This window comes from Pseudoalteromonas sp. R3 (assembly GCF_004014715.1).
Classification (GTDB): Bacteria; Pseudomonadota; Gammaproteobacteria; order Enterobacterales; family Alteromonadaceae; genus Pseudoalteromonas.
The window spans coordinates 252,420-269,064 of sequence record NZ_CP034835.1 but is presented as its reverse complement, the minus strand read 5'-3'; the positions used below and the strand labels follow the sequence as shown (position 1 = coordinate 269,064).

Annotated in this window: 13 protein-coding genes, 3 pseudogenes and 1 riboswitch; of the genes and pseudogenes, 3 read left to right on the top strand and 13 right to left on the bottom strand. The window is 48.2% G+C overall.

Annotation, left to right across the window (positions count from 1 at the left end; translation table 11 throughout):
• Positions 1–77: 77 nt before the first annotated feature.
• A riboswitch (TPP riboswitch) is annotated at positions 78–179 on the bottom strand.
• Between the two features lie 28 nt (positions 180–207).
• Both ELR70_RS06055 and ELR70_RS06050 read right to left on the bottom strand, forming a co-directional pair.
• Positions 208–627 carry an META domain-containing protein gene (locus ELR70_RS06055; protein ID WP_082353317.1) on the bottom strand — a complete coding sequence of 140 codons (420 nt, stop codon included), beginning with the start codon at positions 625–627 and terminating at the stop codon, positions 208–210.
• Positions 628–725: 98 nt separating this feature from the next.
• Positions 726–1,115 carry an acyl-CoA thioesterase gene (locus tag ELR70_RS06050; protein WP_054016941.1) on the bottom strand — a complete coding sequence of 130 codons (390 nt, stop codon included), beginning with the start codon at positions 1,113–1,115 and terminating at the stop codon, positions 726–728.
• A gap of 105 nt (positions 1,116–1,220) precedes the next feature.
• On the opposite strand from ELR70_RS06050, the gene ELR70_RS06045 reads away from it, so the two are divergent.
• Entirely contained in the window at positions 1,221–3,314 is a 2,094-nt protein-coding gene (locus tag ELR70_RS06045) for a TonB-dependent receptor plug domain-containing protein (RefSeq protein ID WP_054016942.1), read from the top strand.
• A gap of 78 nt (positions 3,315–3,392) precedes the next feature.
• Here ELR70_RS06045 and speD read toward each other — a convergent pair whose 3' ends face one another.
• From speD to fabR, 9 genes and pseudogenes are all read right to left on the bottom strand, one after another.
• Positions 3,393–4,196 (bottom strand): adenosylmethionine decarboxylase, encoded by an 804-nt coding sequence (gene speD / locus ELR70_RS06040; protein ID WP_054016943.1) that lies wholly within the window; start codon positions 4,194–4,196, stop codon positions 3,393–3,395.
• Positions 4,197–4,282: 86 nt separating this feature from the next.
• Positions 4,283–4,696 carry an OsmC family protein gene (locus ELR70_RS06035; protein WP_054016944.1) on the bottom strand — a complete coding sequence of 138 codons (414 nt, stop codon included), beginning with the start codon at positions 4,694–4,696 and terminating at the stop codon, positions 4,283–4,285.
• An 82-nt stretch (positions 4,697–4,778) separates the two neighbouring features.
• Positions 4,779–5,117, bottom strand: a complete 339-nt coding sequence (locus ELR70_RS06030; protein ID WP_046004953.1) for a DUF3802 family protein — start codon at positions 5,115–5,117, stop codon at positions 4,779–4,781.
• Between the two features lie 176 nt (positions 5,118–5,293).
• Positions 5,294–6,766: a succinylglutamate-semialdehyde dehydrogenase gene (gene astD / locus ELR70_RS06025; protein ID WP_054016945.1), complete on the bottom strand. Its 1,473-nt coding sequence runs from the start codon at positions 6,764–6,766 to the stop codon at positions 5,294–5,296.
• Positions 6,767–6,779: 13 nt separating this feature from the next.
• Positions 6,780–7,807, bottom strand: a pseudogene (gene astA, locus ELR70_RS06020) (arginine N-succinyltransferase).
• Between the two features lie 76 nt (positions 7,808–7,883).
• Positions 7,884–9,095: an aspartate aminotransferase family protein gene (locus tag ELR70_RS06015; RefSeq protein WP_054016947.1), complete on the bottom strand. Its 1,212-nt coding sequence runs from the start codon at positions 9,093–9,095 to the stop codon at positions 7,884–7,886.
• Positions 9,096–9,417: 322 nt separating this feature from the next.
• Positions 9,418–10,593 carry an HDOD domain-containing protein gene (locus ELR70_RS06010; protein WP_054016948.1) on the bottom strand — a complete coding sequence of 392 codons (1,176 nt, stop codon included), beginning with the start codon at positions 10,591–10,593 and terminating at the stop codon, positions 9,418–9,420.
• A 44-nt stretch (positions 10,594–10,637) separates the two neighbouring features.
• Positions 10,638–11,218: pseudogene (locus tag ELR70_RS06005) on the bottom strand (aminodeoxychorismate/anthranilate synthase component II).
• Positions 11,219–11,294: 76 nt separating this feature from the next.
• Positions 11,295–11,938 (bottom strand): annotated as a pseudogene (fabR, locus tag ELR70_RS06000) (HTH-type transcriptional repressor FabR).
• A gap of 115 nt (positions 11,939–12,053) precedes the next feature.
• Here fabR and ELR70_RS05995 point away from each other — a divergent pair.
• Positions 12,054–13,187, top strand: a complete 1,134-nt coding sequence (locus tag ELR70_RS05995) for a fatty acid desaturase (RefSeq protein ID WP_054016951.1) — start codon at positions 12,054–12,056, stop codon at positions 13,185–13,187.
• A 79-nt stretch (positions 13,188–13,266) separates the two neighbouring features.
• The gene (gene sthA, locus ELR70_RS05990) at positions 13,267–14,664 is read left to right on the top strand and encodes a Si-specific NAD(P)(+) transhydrogenase (protein ID WP_054017020.1); all 1,398 of its coding nucleotides are present in this window, start codon (positions 13,267–13,269) and stop codon (positions 14,662–14,664) included.
• A gap of 26 nt (positions 14,665–14,690) precedes the next feature.
• Here sthA and ELR70_RS05985 read toward each other — a convergent pair whose 3' ends face one another.
• The gene (locus ELR70_RS05985) at positions 14,691–15,941 is read right to left on the bottom strand and encodes a hypothetical protein (protein WP_235577135.1); all 1,251 of its coding nucleotides are present in this window, start codon (positions 15,939–15,941) and stop codon (positions 14,691–14,693) included.
• Positions 15,934–16,602 carry a methylamine utilization protein gene (locus tag ELR70_RS05980; RefSeq protein WP_054016952.1) on the bottom strand — a complete coding sequence of 223 codons (669 nt, stop codon included), beginning with the start codon at positions 16,600–16,602 and terminating at the stop codon, positions 15,934–15,936. The genes ELR70_RS05985 and ELR70_RS05980 overlap by 8 nt, the downstream gene beginning before the upstream one ends.
• Between the last annotated feature and the right edge of the window lie 43 nt (positions 16,603–16,645).

The window sequence follows — 16,645 nt, the reverse complement described above, 5'->3', positions numbered from 1 at the left end:
TGTGTGCTGGTTTCATTCAGTGGATCATGTTGGCACAGGCACAACATGGCTGGCAACCTAGATATCTTACGATATACCAACTTAGGTAGCTTGTTCCCTACGCAGGCATTAACCTGATCAGGTCCACGGATCCCGCAATACTGCGATCTCAGCCCAGATGGGCACTCCGACAAGTAACGAACTGTGAAAAAGTGTACTGAATCGCGCCTAGTTAGTCAAAGGCTCTGCGTCCAGTGCTTTAAATTGCCAGGTTTGCCGACCTTTCAGTTGTAGCTTGTGATTCACAAAGGTCACACTGGCACCTTGTTGTAGCATCTCTAAAAATTGCATTTCCTGCGTATCAATGGTGTCTGAGCATGACTTGCGGGTCATCCCCAATTGACTCAATGTGAGCATCTCAGATTCCATGTTGCCCTCGGCAAAAAACCGATTGCAGCCAGCGAAGCCAACCACCTGTAATGCGTCCAGAAATTCTATCTCTATGGGTGTGGCCTCTGTGACAGGACGACCATCAACCTGAATTAACTGCCAATGAGAGTGCTTAAGCTGTTCCCTGGTTACCTTCCCTGTACTGGAACATGCCATTAATAATACGCACATCAGGCATAAAAGAATGGAAGTTTTCATGGTAAACCAACCGCTTAAAATATGATTAATATTATAACGTCAGGCGGCGTGGAAAAGGCAGTAAAAATCTGTAATTTTCTGCCTTTTTAGTCAAAAAATCAGCCAAAAAGCTGATCAATTTCCTCTGGTAGGAACGGACGACCTCGTTCGTTCACGGAAGTGCCGGTAACAACCGCATCCAGCATCAGTTTGTTGTCCTCTGCACGGATAATACGCTGGATAAACGCAAACTTAAGTTTACTGACCCGCAATGTTTCAACCTCGACATAAAATGCGTCGCCTGGTTTCAATGAATCTTTGTAATTCATTTCAGAGCGGATCACCACCAGGTTGATTTTTTGCTCTGCAAGTGCAGCAAAATCGACACCATTAGCAATCAAAAACTCATGTCTTGCATGCTCCAGATAATTAAAATACACACTGTTATTCACTATGCCCTGTAGATCACATTCGTAATCCCTGACTTTGAAATCAAGCTTAAATGTCATGGCCTTTCCTCTTGACTAAGTTGCCGAATTTATAACACATATTAACTGTTAACTGGTCGGGCTTTTGCTACACTGTGCGCAATCAAAAATGGAACAAGATAAGACATGAAGCTTAAACTTTCTTCGCTTAGCATCAGCCTGTTGGCTGCCCTGTCATACCAAGCCGCAGCTGATGAACCTCGTACCGCCGCGCCCCTTGAAACCATTGAGGTCACCGGTGACTTTCAAAGAGAATCTCTACAAACATTGAGCGCCAGTGCCAGTGTAATGGGTGAAGTTGAAATGACTCATCGCGGCGCAAGTTACCTGGACGAGTTACTGAACAGCACTGCCAATGTGAACTTTACCGCAGGAGCCTCACGAGGTCGCTTCGTGCAGATCCGTGGCGTAGGCCTGCGCTCTCAGTTTGTTGACCCCATTACCCCGAGTGTAGGTATGCTGGTCGATGGCATTAACTACTCGGGACTGGGTGGCAGTGCTTTGCTGTTTGATATTGATCAGGTGACCTTGTATCGCGGTCCTCAGGGAACGCGTTTTGGTGCCGATGCAATGGGCGGAATAATTGATCTGCAGTCTCATGCTCCAACTCAGGACACGGACCTGAAACTGCGCATAGGCGCCGGAAACTACAACAGCTATGAAGCGGGTCTGGCCGCAGGTACGGGATTGACCGATAACACCGCAGCCCGGATCAGTATATATCAACGCGGCTCGGATGGTTACGTTGATAACCTTTACCTGAATAAACCCACTCAGGACCAGGAAGAGAGTCTGGCCCGTTTTAAACTAAGCAGCCAGCTGACAGACGCATTGACTGTGAACCTGGCCATACACCATATTGATATTGATAACGGCTATGATGGCTTTACGCTGGACAATACACGTAACAGTGTGGCTAACCAGCCAGGTAAAGACACCCAGGAAAGTGATGCCTTTGCACTTAGCGCCCTGTATACCGGCCTGAGTGCTTTTGATATTGAAGTCCAGGGCACAGGGCTGCAAGCCGATACAGAATATAGCTACGATGAAGACTGGACCTGCCATGACGCGACCCAGCCGAAGCTTTGCGCCGCCGGGTTACACCCGGATCACTATGTTGGCTTTGATAACTACCTGCGCGATCACGAACGTGGCACGCTGGAAGTCAAACTAATGGACAAGCAGGGCGACTGGGTGCTCGGTGCTTACGCACAGCGTCGTGATGTCGACCTGACCCGTCAGTACACCTGGCTGAGCAATGATTTTCGCTCCAGCTATGATGTCTCCAGTCAGGCGCTATTCGGTCAAAAAGTCACACATCTGAATGATCAGACCCGACTGATCACGGGATTGCGAGTTGAACGCTATGACAGCGAATATCTGGATATCAATGGTTTTGCCATAGATCAGGATGACACTATGGTCGGTGGTAAGCTAGCGCTGGAGTATCAGGTTGTGCCTCGTACCATGATCTATACCAGCCTGAGCCGGGGTTATAAGGTCGGCGGCGCCAATGGTGAAGCGCTGGCCAAAGCCAAAGATGAAGGGTTCAGCATTCCAGCCTCAGCATTTTCGTTTGAGCCAGAATATCTGTGGAATGCGGAATTTGGCGTAAAAGGCCAGTCTGAAGATAAAAAACACACCCTGTCTGTTACCGCATTCTATATGGAACGCGAAGACATGCAGCTTAAACAGTGGCGCATTGACGGTGTGCAATTTGCCGGCTTCATCAGCAATGCGGGTAAAGGCGAAAACTATGGTCTGGAAATCGAAGGCCAGCGCCTGATCACGGATCAGCTGACGCTGAACTACAGTCTCGGCTATCTGGACACAAAAATAGAAGACTTTGTAACCACCTCAGGTGCCAACTTCGATGGTCGCGAGCAGGCGCAGGCGCCCAAGTATCAGTATGCCTTCTCGGCAGACTATAGCGTGCTGGAAAACCTGGTGCTGAGTGTGGGTGTCGAAGGTAAAGATGATTACTTCTTCTCGGACAGCCACAATGAGCAGGCACCGAGTCAGAACCTGATCAATGCCAGCGTAAGTTATTATGGTGAACAATGGTCGCTGACTGCCTGGGGTCGTAATCTGGCCGACCGTGATGTCCCGGTCAGAGGCTTTTACTTTGGTAATGATCCACGCGATGGCTACACGCCGCGGAACTACGTTCAGTATGGTGAGCCGCGAGTCTTTGGCCTGACCTTCACCTACGATTTGTAAGCCCCATATCAATTCGAACGAGTATGAAACAAAAAAGGCGCTCAGTGAGCGCCTTTTTTAACGGTTAATACCCGCTAATTATTCCGGCAGGTTGCGACCGTAGAACACTTCCTGGATCTCGCGATTCAGACGCTCGCGGATCTGCTCTTCTTCATCTGCATCCAGATCATCTGTTGTGATACCGAACAAATAGGTGTTCAGATCAGTTTCTTTAAGCATCATCTTAGTGTGGAACAGATTTTCCTGATACACATTCACATCCACCATGTGATACGCCTCTTTGGTATCTTCCGTCATGTAATTCTGGATAGAGTGGATAGCATGGTCGATGTAGTGCTTTACACCATTTACGTCGCGAGTGAAACCACGTACACGATAGTCAATGGTCACCACGTCTGACTCCAGCTTATGGATCAGGAAATTCAGTGCCTTCAGTGGTGAAATAATGCCACAGGTCGAGACTTCAATATCAGCACGGAATGTACAAATACCATCATGCGGATGCGCTTCAGGATAGGTGTGCACACAAATATGGCTTTTATCCAGGTGCGCGACCACAGAATCCGGTAATGGACCTGGTGTTTCATTGCTGTCAAACGTCTGCTGCTCAACTGGCTCTTCTGATACCAAGATGGTGACACTGGCACCCTGAGGATCGTAGTCCTGGCGGGCAATATTCAGTACATTGGCACCAATGATATCGACAACATCGCGCAGAATGTCGGTCAGACGGTCAGCACTGTACTGTTCATCGATGTATTCTAGATATTCTTTGCGCTGCTGCTCGGTCTTGGCATAGCAAATATCATAGATACTAAAGCTTAAACTCTTAGTTAAGTTGTTAAAGCCGTGGAGTTTAATTTTATCAAAGGGCTTGTTCACGATAGACCCACCTTAAAACGTGAAAATCTGCGCTGCAGAAATAAAAGTTCGCGGATTTTATACGAAAATAGCGTCTCGAAAAAGCACTATTTTGCGCTGTTTTCAACCACTTCATGGCTGTGGGTAATTTCTACTGCTTTTTCAAGCATTAAGGCCACAGAACAATACTTCTCAGCAGACAATTGTACGGCCCGTGCCAGATGCTTTTCAGCCACATTATTGCCAGTCACCACAAAGTGTAGATTGATTTTGGTAAATACTCTAGGGGCACTCTCAGCGCGCTCTGCTGTCAGCTCTACAGTGACATCACTGACGTCCTGTTTGGCTTTTTTTAGAATGCTGACAACATCCACAGATGAACAGCAGCCTGCCGACATCAATACCATTTCCATCGGACTGGGCGCTGCGCTGTCAGCGCCTGCGTCGAATACCACGTTATGACCAGAATGAGAGCGACCAATAAAGGTATCTCCGTCAACCCACTTCACACTTGCTTGCATGTTTATTATTCCTCGAGTTCCTAAAACTAATAACACCGCCATTAGGCGGTGTTATATTTGATACATAGCAGCCACGACTGCATCAGTTTATTGCATTGTCGAACAGGTTTTTAACCAGCCCGGCGAACTCCTCAATAAACTCTCTTTGTTCTTCGGTGACGCGCTGCTCAGTGACGCTGGAAAGAACTTCCTGCAAATCATATACAATGCCGTCAACTTCTCTGACTATCAGGCTACGTTGTTCGGTCGTCAATCCGGTATGTTGCTCACAGAGGCGGATCACGTGCTCAGCAATCACATCTTCTATTAACTCCAACACCTTAGGTGCATTGGCTTTCACCACACCCGGCTTCTCAAACAAGGCTAAGTGTTGCGTTAGGTACATGACTAACTCATCGTATCCTTGTTTATCTAAAACCATATATTGCCCACCTGAATGTATCAATGACATCTCCTATTGATTTAAGCAGAAACTAGTTTTGATTGCTACTTTTGATATTTGCAGACCAACAAAAAAGCAGCCAAGTTTGACGCTTGGCTGCTTTTTCCAATACTAAAGAGTGAGAAAATAAGCATTTATTCTCTCTGAGTAAGATTTTACTCGATAGTCAGGCCCGGACTCAAGGTGCCTGGTAAAGTCACTTTGTCCAGCTCAACCGAAGCCACAGGGTATGCACAGTAATCTGCTGCATAGTAAGCACTTGCCCTGTGGTTACCAGAAGCACCAATACCACCAAATGGTGCGGCACTGGATGCGCCAGTAATTGGACGGTTCCAGTTGACGATACCTGCACGGCTGCGACGCAGGAAGTGCTCATAATCGGCCTGGTTGTCACCCAATAAACCGGCAGACAAACCAAAGCTGGTGTCGTTGGCTTTTTCAATCGCAGCATCGAAGTCGCTGTAACGGAACACTTTCAGTAACGGACCAAAGTGCTCATCGTCAGGGAAATCTGTGACATTGGTACACTCAATAATACCTGGCGTTACAAAACCAGTACCTTCAGTGTGTGTCAGCTCAAGCAAAATCTTACCACCGAGCTCAACCAGCTGTTGCTGTGCAGCAACCATACCAGCAGCGGCATTGTTAGAGATCATTGAGCCCATAAACGGCTGATCTTCAGCATCATAGTTACCAATCTTAATTGCTTTAGTGGCTTTAAGCAGTTGCGCCAGGATCACATCACCCTGTTCGCCTTCTGGCAGGAACAGTTTACGCGCACAGGTACAACGCTGACCGCTGGAGATAAACGCTGACTGGATGATGTCGTGGACTGCCGCTTTGGTATCCGCCACGTCTTTGACGATCAGCGGGTTGTTACCGCCCATTTCCAGTGCCAGGATTTTACCGGGCTGACCTGCGTACTGCTCATGCAATAGGTGACCAGTGCGAGAAGAGCCTGTAAAGAACAAGCCGTCGATGCCCTTATGAGACGCCAATGCTTTGCCTGTTTCAACTTCACCCTGTACCAGGTTAATTACGCCTTTTGGCAGACCAGCCTGTTCCCACAGCTTCAGCGTTAGCTCAGCGACGTATGGTGTCAATTCAGACGGCTTAAAGATCACGGTGTTGCCCGCAAGCAGTGCTGGCACAATATGACCGTTTGGCAGGTGACCCGGGAAGTTATAAGGACCGAATACCGCAACTACGCCGTGCGCTTTGTGACGAATAACAGCGCGACCCACTGGCATAGGGTTTTCAACTACACCTGTACGCTCGTGATAGGCTTTCTCAGAAATGGCAATTTTACCTACCATAGCGCCTGCTTCAGTACGCGTTTCCCACAGTGGCTTACCCGTTTCCTGAGCGATGGCCACAGCCAGAGCTTCACTGTTTTCTTTTAGCAGCTCAGCAAAACGCTTAACCACAGCCAAACGTTCTTCAAATGCCAAGTCACTCCAGCTATAAAAGGCTTCGCGTGCCGCTTTAACGGCACCGTCAACTTGCTCTGCTGTTGCCGCATTGGCACGCCAGATCTCTTCGTTATTTGCCGGGTTTACCGACGCAAATGCTGCGCCTTCACCTAAGCGCCACTCACCATTGATAAATTGTGCTGCGTGTGTTGTCATAATTCTTTCCCAATTAAAGAGTTGCAATACTAACGGTATCACCGTCAGCGATCTGCAGGGCCTTCGCCACCGCACCAGGGATGGCAACTTCAGTTGCTTTTTCCGGAAGCGTTAACGTCAGTGCCGTCGCACGATATCCCGCTAGTTTATCATTAGCTATCATCACGGGGAACCTTCTGCGTCGATCTGCACCTGATCATCAATACGGACTGTGTATTTTTGCACTTCGCGTACAGTGCGAATATTGTCGACTTTGGCCTCAACAGTTGGACCCGCATCAAAAATATCCACGTAACCATTAAAGGTAAAACCTTCACTCTTGAGTAGCTCAATCGCCGGACGGGTATTGTCGTGTACTTCACCTACAACTGACTGGGCTTCTTTGCTCAGCAGATTGACATAGATTGGGTACTTAGGCATCAATTCGGCAATAAACACTTTCTGGCCAATGCCAGTCAGGTAGTCCGCAGTCGGGAAGTCCATCGAGAAGAAGTGCTCTTCCAGCCACTGCCAGAATGGGCTGTCGCCGTTCTCATCTGATACACCACGCATCTCGGCTATGACGGTATCAGCGAACCGGTCACGATGCTGATTGATAAACATGAAGCGTGATTTAGACAATAATTTACCATTCAGCCCGCGACGGTACTTATCACGCAGGAACAATGTGCACAACTCAGTGGCACCGGTGTAGTCATTACACAGGGTAAGAATATCCACTGCTTTGTAAACATTCAAAGTCCGCGATGAGTGGATCACTTTACTCAGATGATAGTGATAAAAGGCATCATCAAGACCCACGGCGGCTTCGATAGCACTGGTGCCAACGACTTCACCCGTTTCACTGTCTTCGAGCACAAACAAATAGCCCTCATCAAAAGGAACATCTGTTTCTTTGCCAAATGAAGCAACGGAACGTTCGATCTTGTTTTGCAGCAATTCTTCATTGACTGGCAACGAAGTAAAGCCATGCCCCGACTCCTGGGCAATGTTTAAAAGCGCTGAATAATCGCTTTTCTGGATTGGGCGAAGGATCATCATGAGCCCGCTTACTCCTCAAAAAATGTAGATAGATGAGTCGCACGCACAAGTGCGACCCACATGTCACCAACTGGTATTAGGCGTTGTTCGCAACCACTTTGGCTACAGCCGCTTCGAAGCGTGCCATCCCTTCGCGGATATCCGCATCAGGGATCACCAAAGAAGGCGTAAAGCGCACAACGTTGGCACCTGCAACTAAAGACATCACGCCCTGGTTAATGCCCTCTACCAGGAACTCTTTTGCTTTGCCCTGATACTTGTCGTTCAGTACACCACCAAGCAGTAAGCCTTTACCACGGATCTCACTGAATACCTGATGTTTCTCGTTGATCTCATTCAACAATTCACGGAACAGGGCTTCTTTGGCTTTAACACCATTTAATACTTCAGGGGTATTCACTGTGTCCAGCGCAGCTTCTGCAACCGCACACGCCAGTGGGTTACCGCCATAGGTTGAACCATGAGTACCAATTTTCAGGTGCTGAGCAATTTCAGTTGTAGTAATCATCGCACCAATCGGGAAACCCCCACCCAGCGCTTTAGCTGTAGTCAGGATGTCAGGCGTAACACCCAGTCCCTGATAAGCATATAGGTCACCAGTACGGCCAACACCTGTTTGCACTTCATCAAAGATCAGCAGTGCATTGTGTTTGTCACATAGTGCACGTACACCCTTCACAAAGTCCGCTTCCGGAGAAATGATCCCGCCTTCACCTTGTAGTGGCTCCATCATAACTGCACAAGTGTTGTCTGAAATCAGAGCCTCTAATGCTGCCAGATCATTGTAGTCGCTGTGTACAACATCGCCCGGCTTAGGACCGAAGCCATCTGAATACGCAGCCTGACCACCTACCGTCACAGTGAAGAAAGTGCGACCATGGAAGCCTTTATTAAACGCGATAATTTGTGATTTTTGCTCACCGAATTTGTCTAGTGCCCAACGACGAGCCAGTTTTAGCGCGGCTTCGTTTGCTTCTGCACCTGAGTTAGCAAAATAGACTTTGTCTGCGAAGGTCGCATCAGTCAGTTTTTTCGCCAGACGTAGCGCCGGCTCATTGGTCATTACATTCGACAAATGCCAGATTTTCTCGCCCTGTTCTTTCAGCGCTGCAACCAATGCCGGGTGACAGTGACCCAGACAATTTACTGCGATACCGCCCGCGAAATCGATGTATTCTTTGTCATTTTGGTCCCATACGCGCGCACCTTCACCCTTGACTGGGATCACTGCAGAAGGTGAATAGTTAGGCACCATTACCTGATCGAAAAGTTCACGATTGATAGTCATTTTGATTCCTCATTTTGGTGAGTACAGCACTCAACCGGGGCAGGCAGTGATACATGAAATCTCAGCGACAGCGATGTAAAAGACCTGAATTTTTCCCAATTGGTGCAAAATTCATACGCTCATTATTTCAAAAAAAAGCGCATTTGTCTCATATTAAACACCGCTCTAGCCCTTTATATTCAAGGGATTAGTATATAATTGCAGTCTCAGTGAATAACTATTAAGGCGTCCATAATTAACGCCCCTATAACTTCAAGGTGTTTACTGAGATCCCTCGCTTGCCCGGAATGAATGAATAAGCGGGAAAAAAGTGTGGCTTTTTTTAAAGAATTGTCAATTGCAGGCTTTGTAGTGCTGTTTTTGACAGCAGATCCTGCTCTTCAGTGGTGAGCTGATTAAAGGCGAGCCAGTCTTTAGCTTCATCAGGCTCAAGTAAATGGGTGTCCTTAAGTACCTGATATTGGGCATAGCAATAAGCCTTGCGCACCACCTGGGTCAGTGGCAATTGCTCAGCAGCATGATTATGCGACTTTGGCAGATAGCTTTGCGAAAACTCTTCCATCGCCGCATTAAATGGCAAGTATCGGAACTCCATCCGCTCAATAAGATACTGTGACACCGTTGCCGAATGCTCCAGCAACAAGTTACGCAGAAACAAAGGATCGGGCTCCAATCCAACCAGTGCCGTATGCAGGTCTTTTTGCTTTTTATCGCGGGCAATTTTCACTTTACCCTGCCAGACCCGCTCAAAAGTACGCAGATACAGACGTGTTAGCGCAATTTTGCCGACATCCAGTAACATCCCCAGCGTAAATGCATGCTGCTCTTTTACGTCGTACAGCGGGGCCAGTGTTTTGGCGGCGATGGCAGTTGCCATACTCATATCACGCAATTTACGCTTCAACAGTGGGAAAGGCTCAGTTGAATGCGGCATCCAGTGACGCATCGCGAAGGTCGGGATCACCATTTGCAGGTTTTCCAGACCCAGATAACGCAATGCCAGTGCGGGTGTGTCAACTTTGACCGTCGTACCTTTGGCACTTTTTTTACGATACTGAGGCAGGTTAACCAAAGACACCAGGTCACGGCCTAGCCAGGACAAGTCGTTAACCAGAGGCTCCAAACGACCAACTGATGCCGATTTCACCGCCAGAATATCCAGCACAGTTGGTACCGCCTCCTGGATCCCAACTACTTCGTGGTAAATCGTGTCTAAGTCTTCCAGCTGCGTGTTGATAGCGGACTCGATAACCTGATGTAAGTGCGTACTGGCCTTGGCAATGTACTTGTGATGACTGGTACTACGCTCCTGACGTTTTGTGGCCGCAGCAAGTTCTACCTCCAGCATAGTGCGTTGAGGTATACGCTCACCGAAATTCATATCAAAAGTATGAATGTAGCCGATCTGCTGCTGAGCAAAGTTATGGCTAATTAGTACATCATGGGCACGCTCTGCCAGAGCTTGTGCTATCCGAGATTGCCTAATGTCTTCAGTCATCAATTATGTTCTTTTTTGGTATTGTCTGGATTACTTTTTTAAGGTTAGAAGCGACTTATAAAGTTATCAAGTAGCTGCAGGCCATGCTCGGTAAGAATGGCTTCAGGGTGGAACTGAACACCTTCCAACGCTCGCTCAGTATGGCATAAGCCCATGATTTCATCTAGTTCGCCCGCCGTATTTTGCGTCCAGGCTGTCACTTCAAGCGAGTCTGGTAAACTATTCTGCTGCACCACCAGCGAATGATATCGGCACACCTCAAATCGCTCAGGCAATCCATTAAAAGATCCCCCTTGGTTATGCACCAGCATTGAGGTTTTGCCATGCATCACTTGCTTCGCCCGCACGACTTTCGCCCCAAGTGCCTGTGCTATGGTTTGATGACCAAGACAGATCCCAGAATTGGAATTTGACCCCCAAACGCATCAACCACAGAGAGTGAAATACCTGCTTCATTAGGTGAGCACGGCCCTGGTGAAATCACAATGTGGTCCGGATTAAGTGCACGAATATCTGCAACCGAAAGAGTGTCGTTGCGATGTACCACAACTTCCTGGTCAAGGCGTTGAAAATATTGCACTAAATTGAACGTAAATGAATCATAATTGTCTATCATAAGTAGCATACTGCGCTATCCTTGTGATTTCATAGTCAAACTTAATTTGCCGCCTTTTATCAGGCCTAAAGACTGAGGTTGGCAGCTACTGGCCAGCCACTTTTGGTGCAGTCTGTGACTGACTCTCTTTTTGATAACCCGAGGCCCCTTTCACTATATATCTGAGTTGCCAGATCAACCGCTCGGTCAGCTCTGCACGTTGTTGGGCATCCTGGTCGAGTGCTTCCGCCCCGGAGCTGAAAACCAGAGTTACCATGGCTTCTGCTTGCATATAGGCATGATTCGCATCACAAGGGTTTCTGTTTCCAGATAATGCGACAGCTCCATAATAAAGTGTTTAATCTCTCTGGCCACCGCAGCTCTGAATGCGGGTGAAGTCCCTGAGCGTTCACGTAGTAATAAACGAAACTGGTTACTGGAAGTTTCGATAAATTCCATAAAGGTCAGCACCGAAGTATGGATCACACTTCCACCTCCTTTGGCAATTCGGCGCCGCGCCTGACGCATCAGTTGGCGCAAGGTCAGGCCTGCTTCATCGACCATTGTCAATCCAAGCTCATTCATATCTTTAAAATGACGATAGAAGGAGGTAGGTGCAATACCGGCTTCCCGAGCGACTTCCCGCAAACTGAGGTTGGTAAAGCTGTGCTCGGCACTGAGCTGATTAAACGCCGCCTCAATCAGCGCCTGGCGGGTCTTTTGTTTTTGCTGGGCACGAACACCTGACATGGTCACAGTTCCTATAATTTATTAGCTCAGATCAACATTAGGGGCAGTCTAATACTTGACGGCGCAACTTTGAAATACTATTTTAGCGTACAAGTGTACGCTGAGATTTTAAAAGATGAAAAAACCCCCTTTATTGTGGACTAATGTTTTGTTCTTTAGTCTGTCCTTTCTTGCTGCAATTACTTTAGTGCCCTGGTATGGCTTTGAGTATGGCTATACAACCACCCACTGGATTGCTTTTGTGGGCTGTATGTTTTATGCCGGTATGTCGATTACCGCAGGTTACCATCGTCTGTGGGCACATAAAGCCTACGATGCCCATCCTGCTATTCAGGTGTTTTTTGCGCTTGGCGGCGCCTTTGCGCTGCAAAACAGTGCACTACACTGGAGCAGTGACCATAGGGTTCACCACGGCCAGGTAGACGATCCCGTAAAAGACCCCTATGCGGCGACGCGCGGGTTCTGGTACAGCCATATCGGCTGGATGCTCAGAGACTATCAAGGTGAAAGCTATGGTGATTACAGCAACGCCCGCGACCTGCAGCGCAATAAGATTGTGATGTGGCAACACAAACACTACCTCAAATTAGTCCTGTTAACTAATATTGGTATCCCGCTGATGCTGGGCCTGATATTGGGAGACGTATTTGGCATGCTGCTGTTGGCAGGTGTGTTGCGTCTGGTGCTCAGCCAGCACTTTACCTTCTTCATCAACTCACTCGCCCATATCTGGGGCAAACGCCCTTACACCGAGAAAAACACTGCCCGGGACAATGGCTTTCTGGCCTTGCTCACCTATGGTGAGGGCTACCATAACTTCCACCATATTTTTGCCAGTGACTATCGTAATGGCATTCGCTGGTATCATTATGATCCAACTAAATGGATGATCCGCGGTCTTTCTTATCTGGGCCTGGCCAGTAAACTCAAACGCACGCCCATTGAACGGATCGAAAAAGCCAAAGCAGAAACCTTGTTGAATAAGACTAAAGTTACCCTGGCGAAATTGCCTTTGGCGCAGGATAAGCTTACATTGTTACAACAAGAGTATGATTTGCTGCTGAAAAAGCTTCAGCACTTCTGTGCTGTGCAAAAACAGGTACTGGAAACGAAAAAGCATGCCATGCGTGAACAATGCGAGCAATCTGCCCTGTTAAAACAGTATCAAGAACTGGAACAGGCTTGGCAGACACAAAAGCAAGCATGGCTGGCATTAAACTCGAGGTTGTTAAAGGGCGCCACCAGCTAACCCAGACACGGCCTCACAAGTCATTATTAAAGGTGAGGCCGTGACTAAGAAAACCTCCACAAAAGCACCCCGTCAAAACATATCCTACCAATATGATGCTATCATCATTGGTACGGGCCCTGGCGGTGAAGGTGCAGCCATGAACCTGTCCAAAAGCAACCGCAAGGTCGCTGTCATTGAGCGACAAAAAGACGTAGGAGGTGGCTGTGTGCACTGGGGCACTATCCCATCCAAGGCGCTGCGCCACTCCGTCAGCCGTTTAATCGAATACAAAGCCAACCCCTTGTTTCGCTTCAGTGAACGTCCGCAGCGACTGACTTTTCAGGATATCCTGCATCATGCCAGTGATGTGATCAGCAAACAATCGAGCCTGCGTTCCAGCTTTTACGACCGTAACCGGATCCATCTCTATCAGGGAGATGCCACCTTTGTTGACGCGCATACGATCCAGGTACAGCATCTGGATGGCTCTAAGGAATTGCTGACCGCACAAACCATCGTCATTGCAACCGGATCTCGCCCTTATCGCCCACCCGGTGTCGATTTCGATCATCCGCGTGTCTATGACAGTGACACAATATTAGATTTAACCCACAACCCGCAGCGTGTGCTGGTTTATGGTGCCGGGGTTATTGGCTGTGAGTATGCGTCTATATTTAAAGGCTTAGGCGCCAAAGTTGACCTTATCAATACCCGTGACCGACTGCTGTCGTTCATGGATGATGAAATATCAGATGCACTGAGTTATCACTTCTGGAACAGTGGTATCGTGATCCGTCACAATGAAGAATTTGCCAAGGTTGAAACCCAGGATAAAGGCGTGGTTTTGCATCTTCAATCTGGTAAAAAGGTCAAAGCAGATTGCATATTGTGGGCCAATGGTCGAACGGGTAATACCGATGCGCTAAATTTGGATGCTATTGGCCTCAAAGCGGACGGTCGTGGCCAGCTCAAAGTCAATGAGCATTATCAGACTGAAATAGACAATGTGTATGCCGTAGGTGATGTCATTGGATACCCAAGTCTTGCCAGTGCCGCCTTTGATCAGGGCCGAATTGCCGCCCATGCCATTGTACATGGTAAGTGTGATGACCGTTTAATTACCGACATTCCAACCGGTATTTACACCATCCCGGAAATGAGCTCAGTGGGTAAAACCGAGCAACAACTCACCGCCGCAAAAATCCCCTATGAAGTCGGCCGTGCCCAGTTCAAACACCTGGCACGCTCACAGATCACCGGCACCGAAGTCGGCTCTCTCAAGCTGTTATTTCATGCGGAAAGCAAAGAAATACTCGGGATCCACTGTTTTGGCGAACGTGCTTCAGAGATTGTCCACATTGGCCAGGCCATTATGGAGCAAAAAGGTAAAGGGAATAATGTCGAGTATTTCGTCAATACCACCTTCAACTACCCGACCATGGCCGAAGCCTACCGGGTTGCAGCCCTCAATGGTTTAAACCGCCTGTGTGACTAATCCGGATGTATTTTCTGGCTGCGCTGTTAAAAGCGCAGCTCACCACTAACGCGCCACAATTGTTCAATTTGTCGCGTCGGTAGATTAAAGTCGGCTCGGTTTGCCACCTTAGATTCCAGGTATTGGAATTCCATACCAACATGCCAACGCTCAGATACCTGCCAGCGCCCGGTCACAGTAATCGCACCGCCTTCGCTGGTATTCGGGTCAAACTCCCAGAAGTCTCTGTCTTTGACATCAAACTGCTCCAGCCTGCCACTGATGCGATAGTCCTGCCATTTATGAGTCAGCAGAACAAACTGACTGCTGAAGTCGTTATCAATCCCACGTTTAATCCCCATTGCCGTATTACCGGCCATAGCCTGCATAATAAGATGCGTAGCGCGAGTGATCTTATAACGATAAGCCGCACTGTAAAACTTGGTATCCCAGGCATACTGCCCCGTGTGATAGTTTAATACACTGGGGTCGCCATTATTATCGTACCAATACAGGCGCACAGTGTGACGCTTCTGATAATCCCAGTGTGCACCAAGGTAGTAGCCAAACCGACCATCTACCTCAGTAAATGGCTCTGTCCGCCACGCCTGTTTCGCAAGCGGCGGTGCGTTTAAGGCGTTAATGGGAGCAAACGCAATGGCTTCGTTGAATACACTCTGTCGGTCGTGCACGGCCCAGCCACGCCAGGCCAGCAAAGTCCCGGCCGGATCATTGCCTTTATACAAGGCGCCGACTAACTCCCAGTTATGACCGCTACGCTGTCTTCTCGGTAATCGGCTGTCACTGCGTTTAAAGCTCACTTCTGTACCAAAGGTTCTGATCTCCTCACCCAGCCAGGCATTAATCGCACTGTAGCTGTAGTTATAGGGAGATGACCAGCCTATATCCGGGTTTTCCAGTGACATTCTGGGATAAAACCCGCCTACCCGACCTTGCCACTGCCAGGGTCCTTTATTCAGGGTATGGTATTGGGCAAATAATTCAGTAAATCCGGCTTTGTTATCAGGGTCGGGGACATATTGTGCACTGGCTAACAGTGACCATTTGCTCCCTAACTCTGTACGCAGATCGAGTACGCCACGGCTCAAGTTGACTCGCTCTGACTCAGTGCCAAAACGATTAACTGCCACACCCCGGTTATACCAGGCTGCATGCTCACTACTGCTTTGCCAACTGGCCTGAATAGCCCCTTTGTACTGAAAGCCTTGCGCCTGTGCAGCGTTGATAGCCACCGCATTAAACCCGGCCAATAACAGCCATTGAAATGGTTTATTCATAATCATCAAACTCATCGCTGAAATCGTCCTGAAACATGCCAAGTGCCTGATTCAATTGAATACTAATCTTATCGCCAGGTTTTACCGCCGATAGCGAGTTGCTTTCTGGACTATCCAAATCCATAAATCCCTCATGCCAGACTTTTAATACCACATCGTTAAGTTGCGCAGCAGGGAGCGAGATACGCGCGATCCCCTGCTCGTCAGTCACAGCAAAGTGCGTAGAGTCAACCACCAGAATATAACCCAGCATCCAGTCGTGAATATTGCAGCCTAGCTCCACGGCACCGGTAGCTGAAAAAGTCAGGGCCTGCGGCTGATCACGATACAATTTAAATTCAAAAGTTTTCGCAGGAGAGAAGGAGTAAACATGATGCAAAATGGAGTCGTAATTAGGGAAAGACACTTCGGCTTGCTTAGGCACAATCAGTAAATGTGGTGTAAAAGCTCGGTCCTTCTGACCCATTTTATAGCTTTGCTTTAACACCGCCTGATCAGCGCTCAGCCCCTGACCTGTTAACCATACAGCCGCACCGGGCAGTGCCTTTCCCTGCTTATCTACCAAATGCACCGAGACCTGCCCACTCGCAGCAGACACACAGATTGAGGCCAGAGCTAAAGCAGCCAAAGCAGTACTAAGAATATGTTTTAATTGAATCATTGCCTGAAAGTTCCTTGCTGCATGAATTTAGTATAGGCCACAG

What these genes read in the sequence shown, in the direction of transcription:
- ELR70_RS06055 (WP_082353317.1), bottom strand. Translation starts at nt 627, where the DNA reads ATGAAAACTTCCATTCTTTTATGCCTGATGTGCGTATTATTAATGGCA.
- ELR70_RS06050 (WP_054016941.1), bottom strand. Translation starts at nt 1,115, where the DNA reads ATGACATTTAAGCTTGATTTCAAAGTCAGGGATTACGAATGTGATCTA.
- ELR70_RS06045 (WP_054016942.1), top strand. Translation starts at nt 1,221, where the DNA reads ATGAAGCTTAAACTTTCTTCGCTTAGCATCAGCCTGTTGGCTGCCCTG.
- ELR70_RS06035 (WP_054016944.1), bottom strand. Translation starts at nt 4,696, where the DNA reads ATGCAAGCAAGTGTGAAGTGGGTTGACGGAGATACCTTTATTGGTCGC.
- ELR70_RS06030 (WP_046004953.1), bottom strand. Translation starts at nt 5,117, where the DNA reads ATGGTTTTAGATAAACAAGGATACGATGAGTTAGTCATGTACCTAACG.
- astD (WP_054016945.1), bottom strand. Translation starts at nt 6,766, where the DNA reads ATGACAACACACGCAGCACAATTTATCAATGGTGAGTGGCGCTTAGGT.
- ELR70_RS06015 (WP_054016947.1), bottom strand. Translation starts at nt 9,095, where the DNA reads ATGACTATCAATCGTGAACTTTTCGATCAGGTAATGGTGCCTAACTAT.
- ELR70_RS06010 (WP_054016948.1), bottom strand. Translation starts at nt 10,593, where the DNA reads ATGACTGAAGACATTAGGCAATCTCGGATAGCACAAGCTCTGGCAGAG.
- ELR70_RS05995 (WP_054016951.1), top strand. Translation starts at nt 12,054, where the DNA reads ATGAAAAAACCCCCTTTATTGTGGACTAATGTTTTGTTCTTTAGTCTG.
- ELR70_RS05985 (WP_235577135.1), bottom strand. Translation starts at nt 15,941, where the DNA reads ATGAATAAACCATTTCAATGGCTGTTATTGGCCGGGTTTAATGCGGTG.
- ELR70_RS05980 (WP_054016952.1), bottom strand. Translation starts at nt 16,602, where the DNA reads ATGATTCAATTAAAACATATTCTTAGTACTGCTTTGGCTGCTTTAGCT.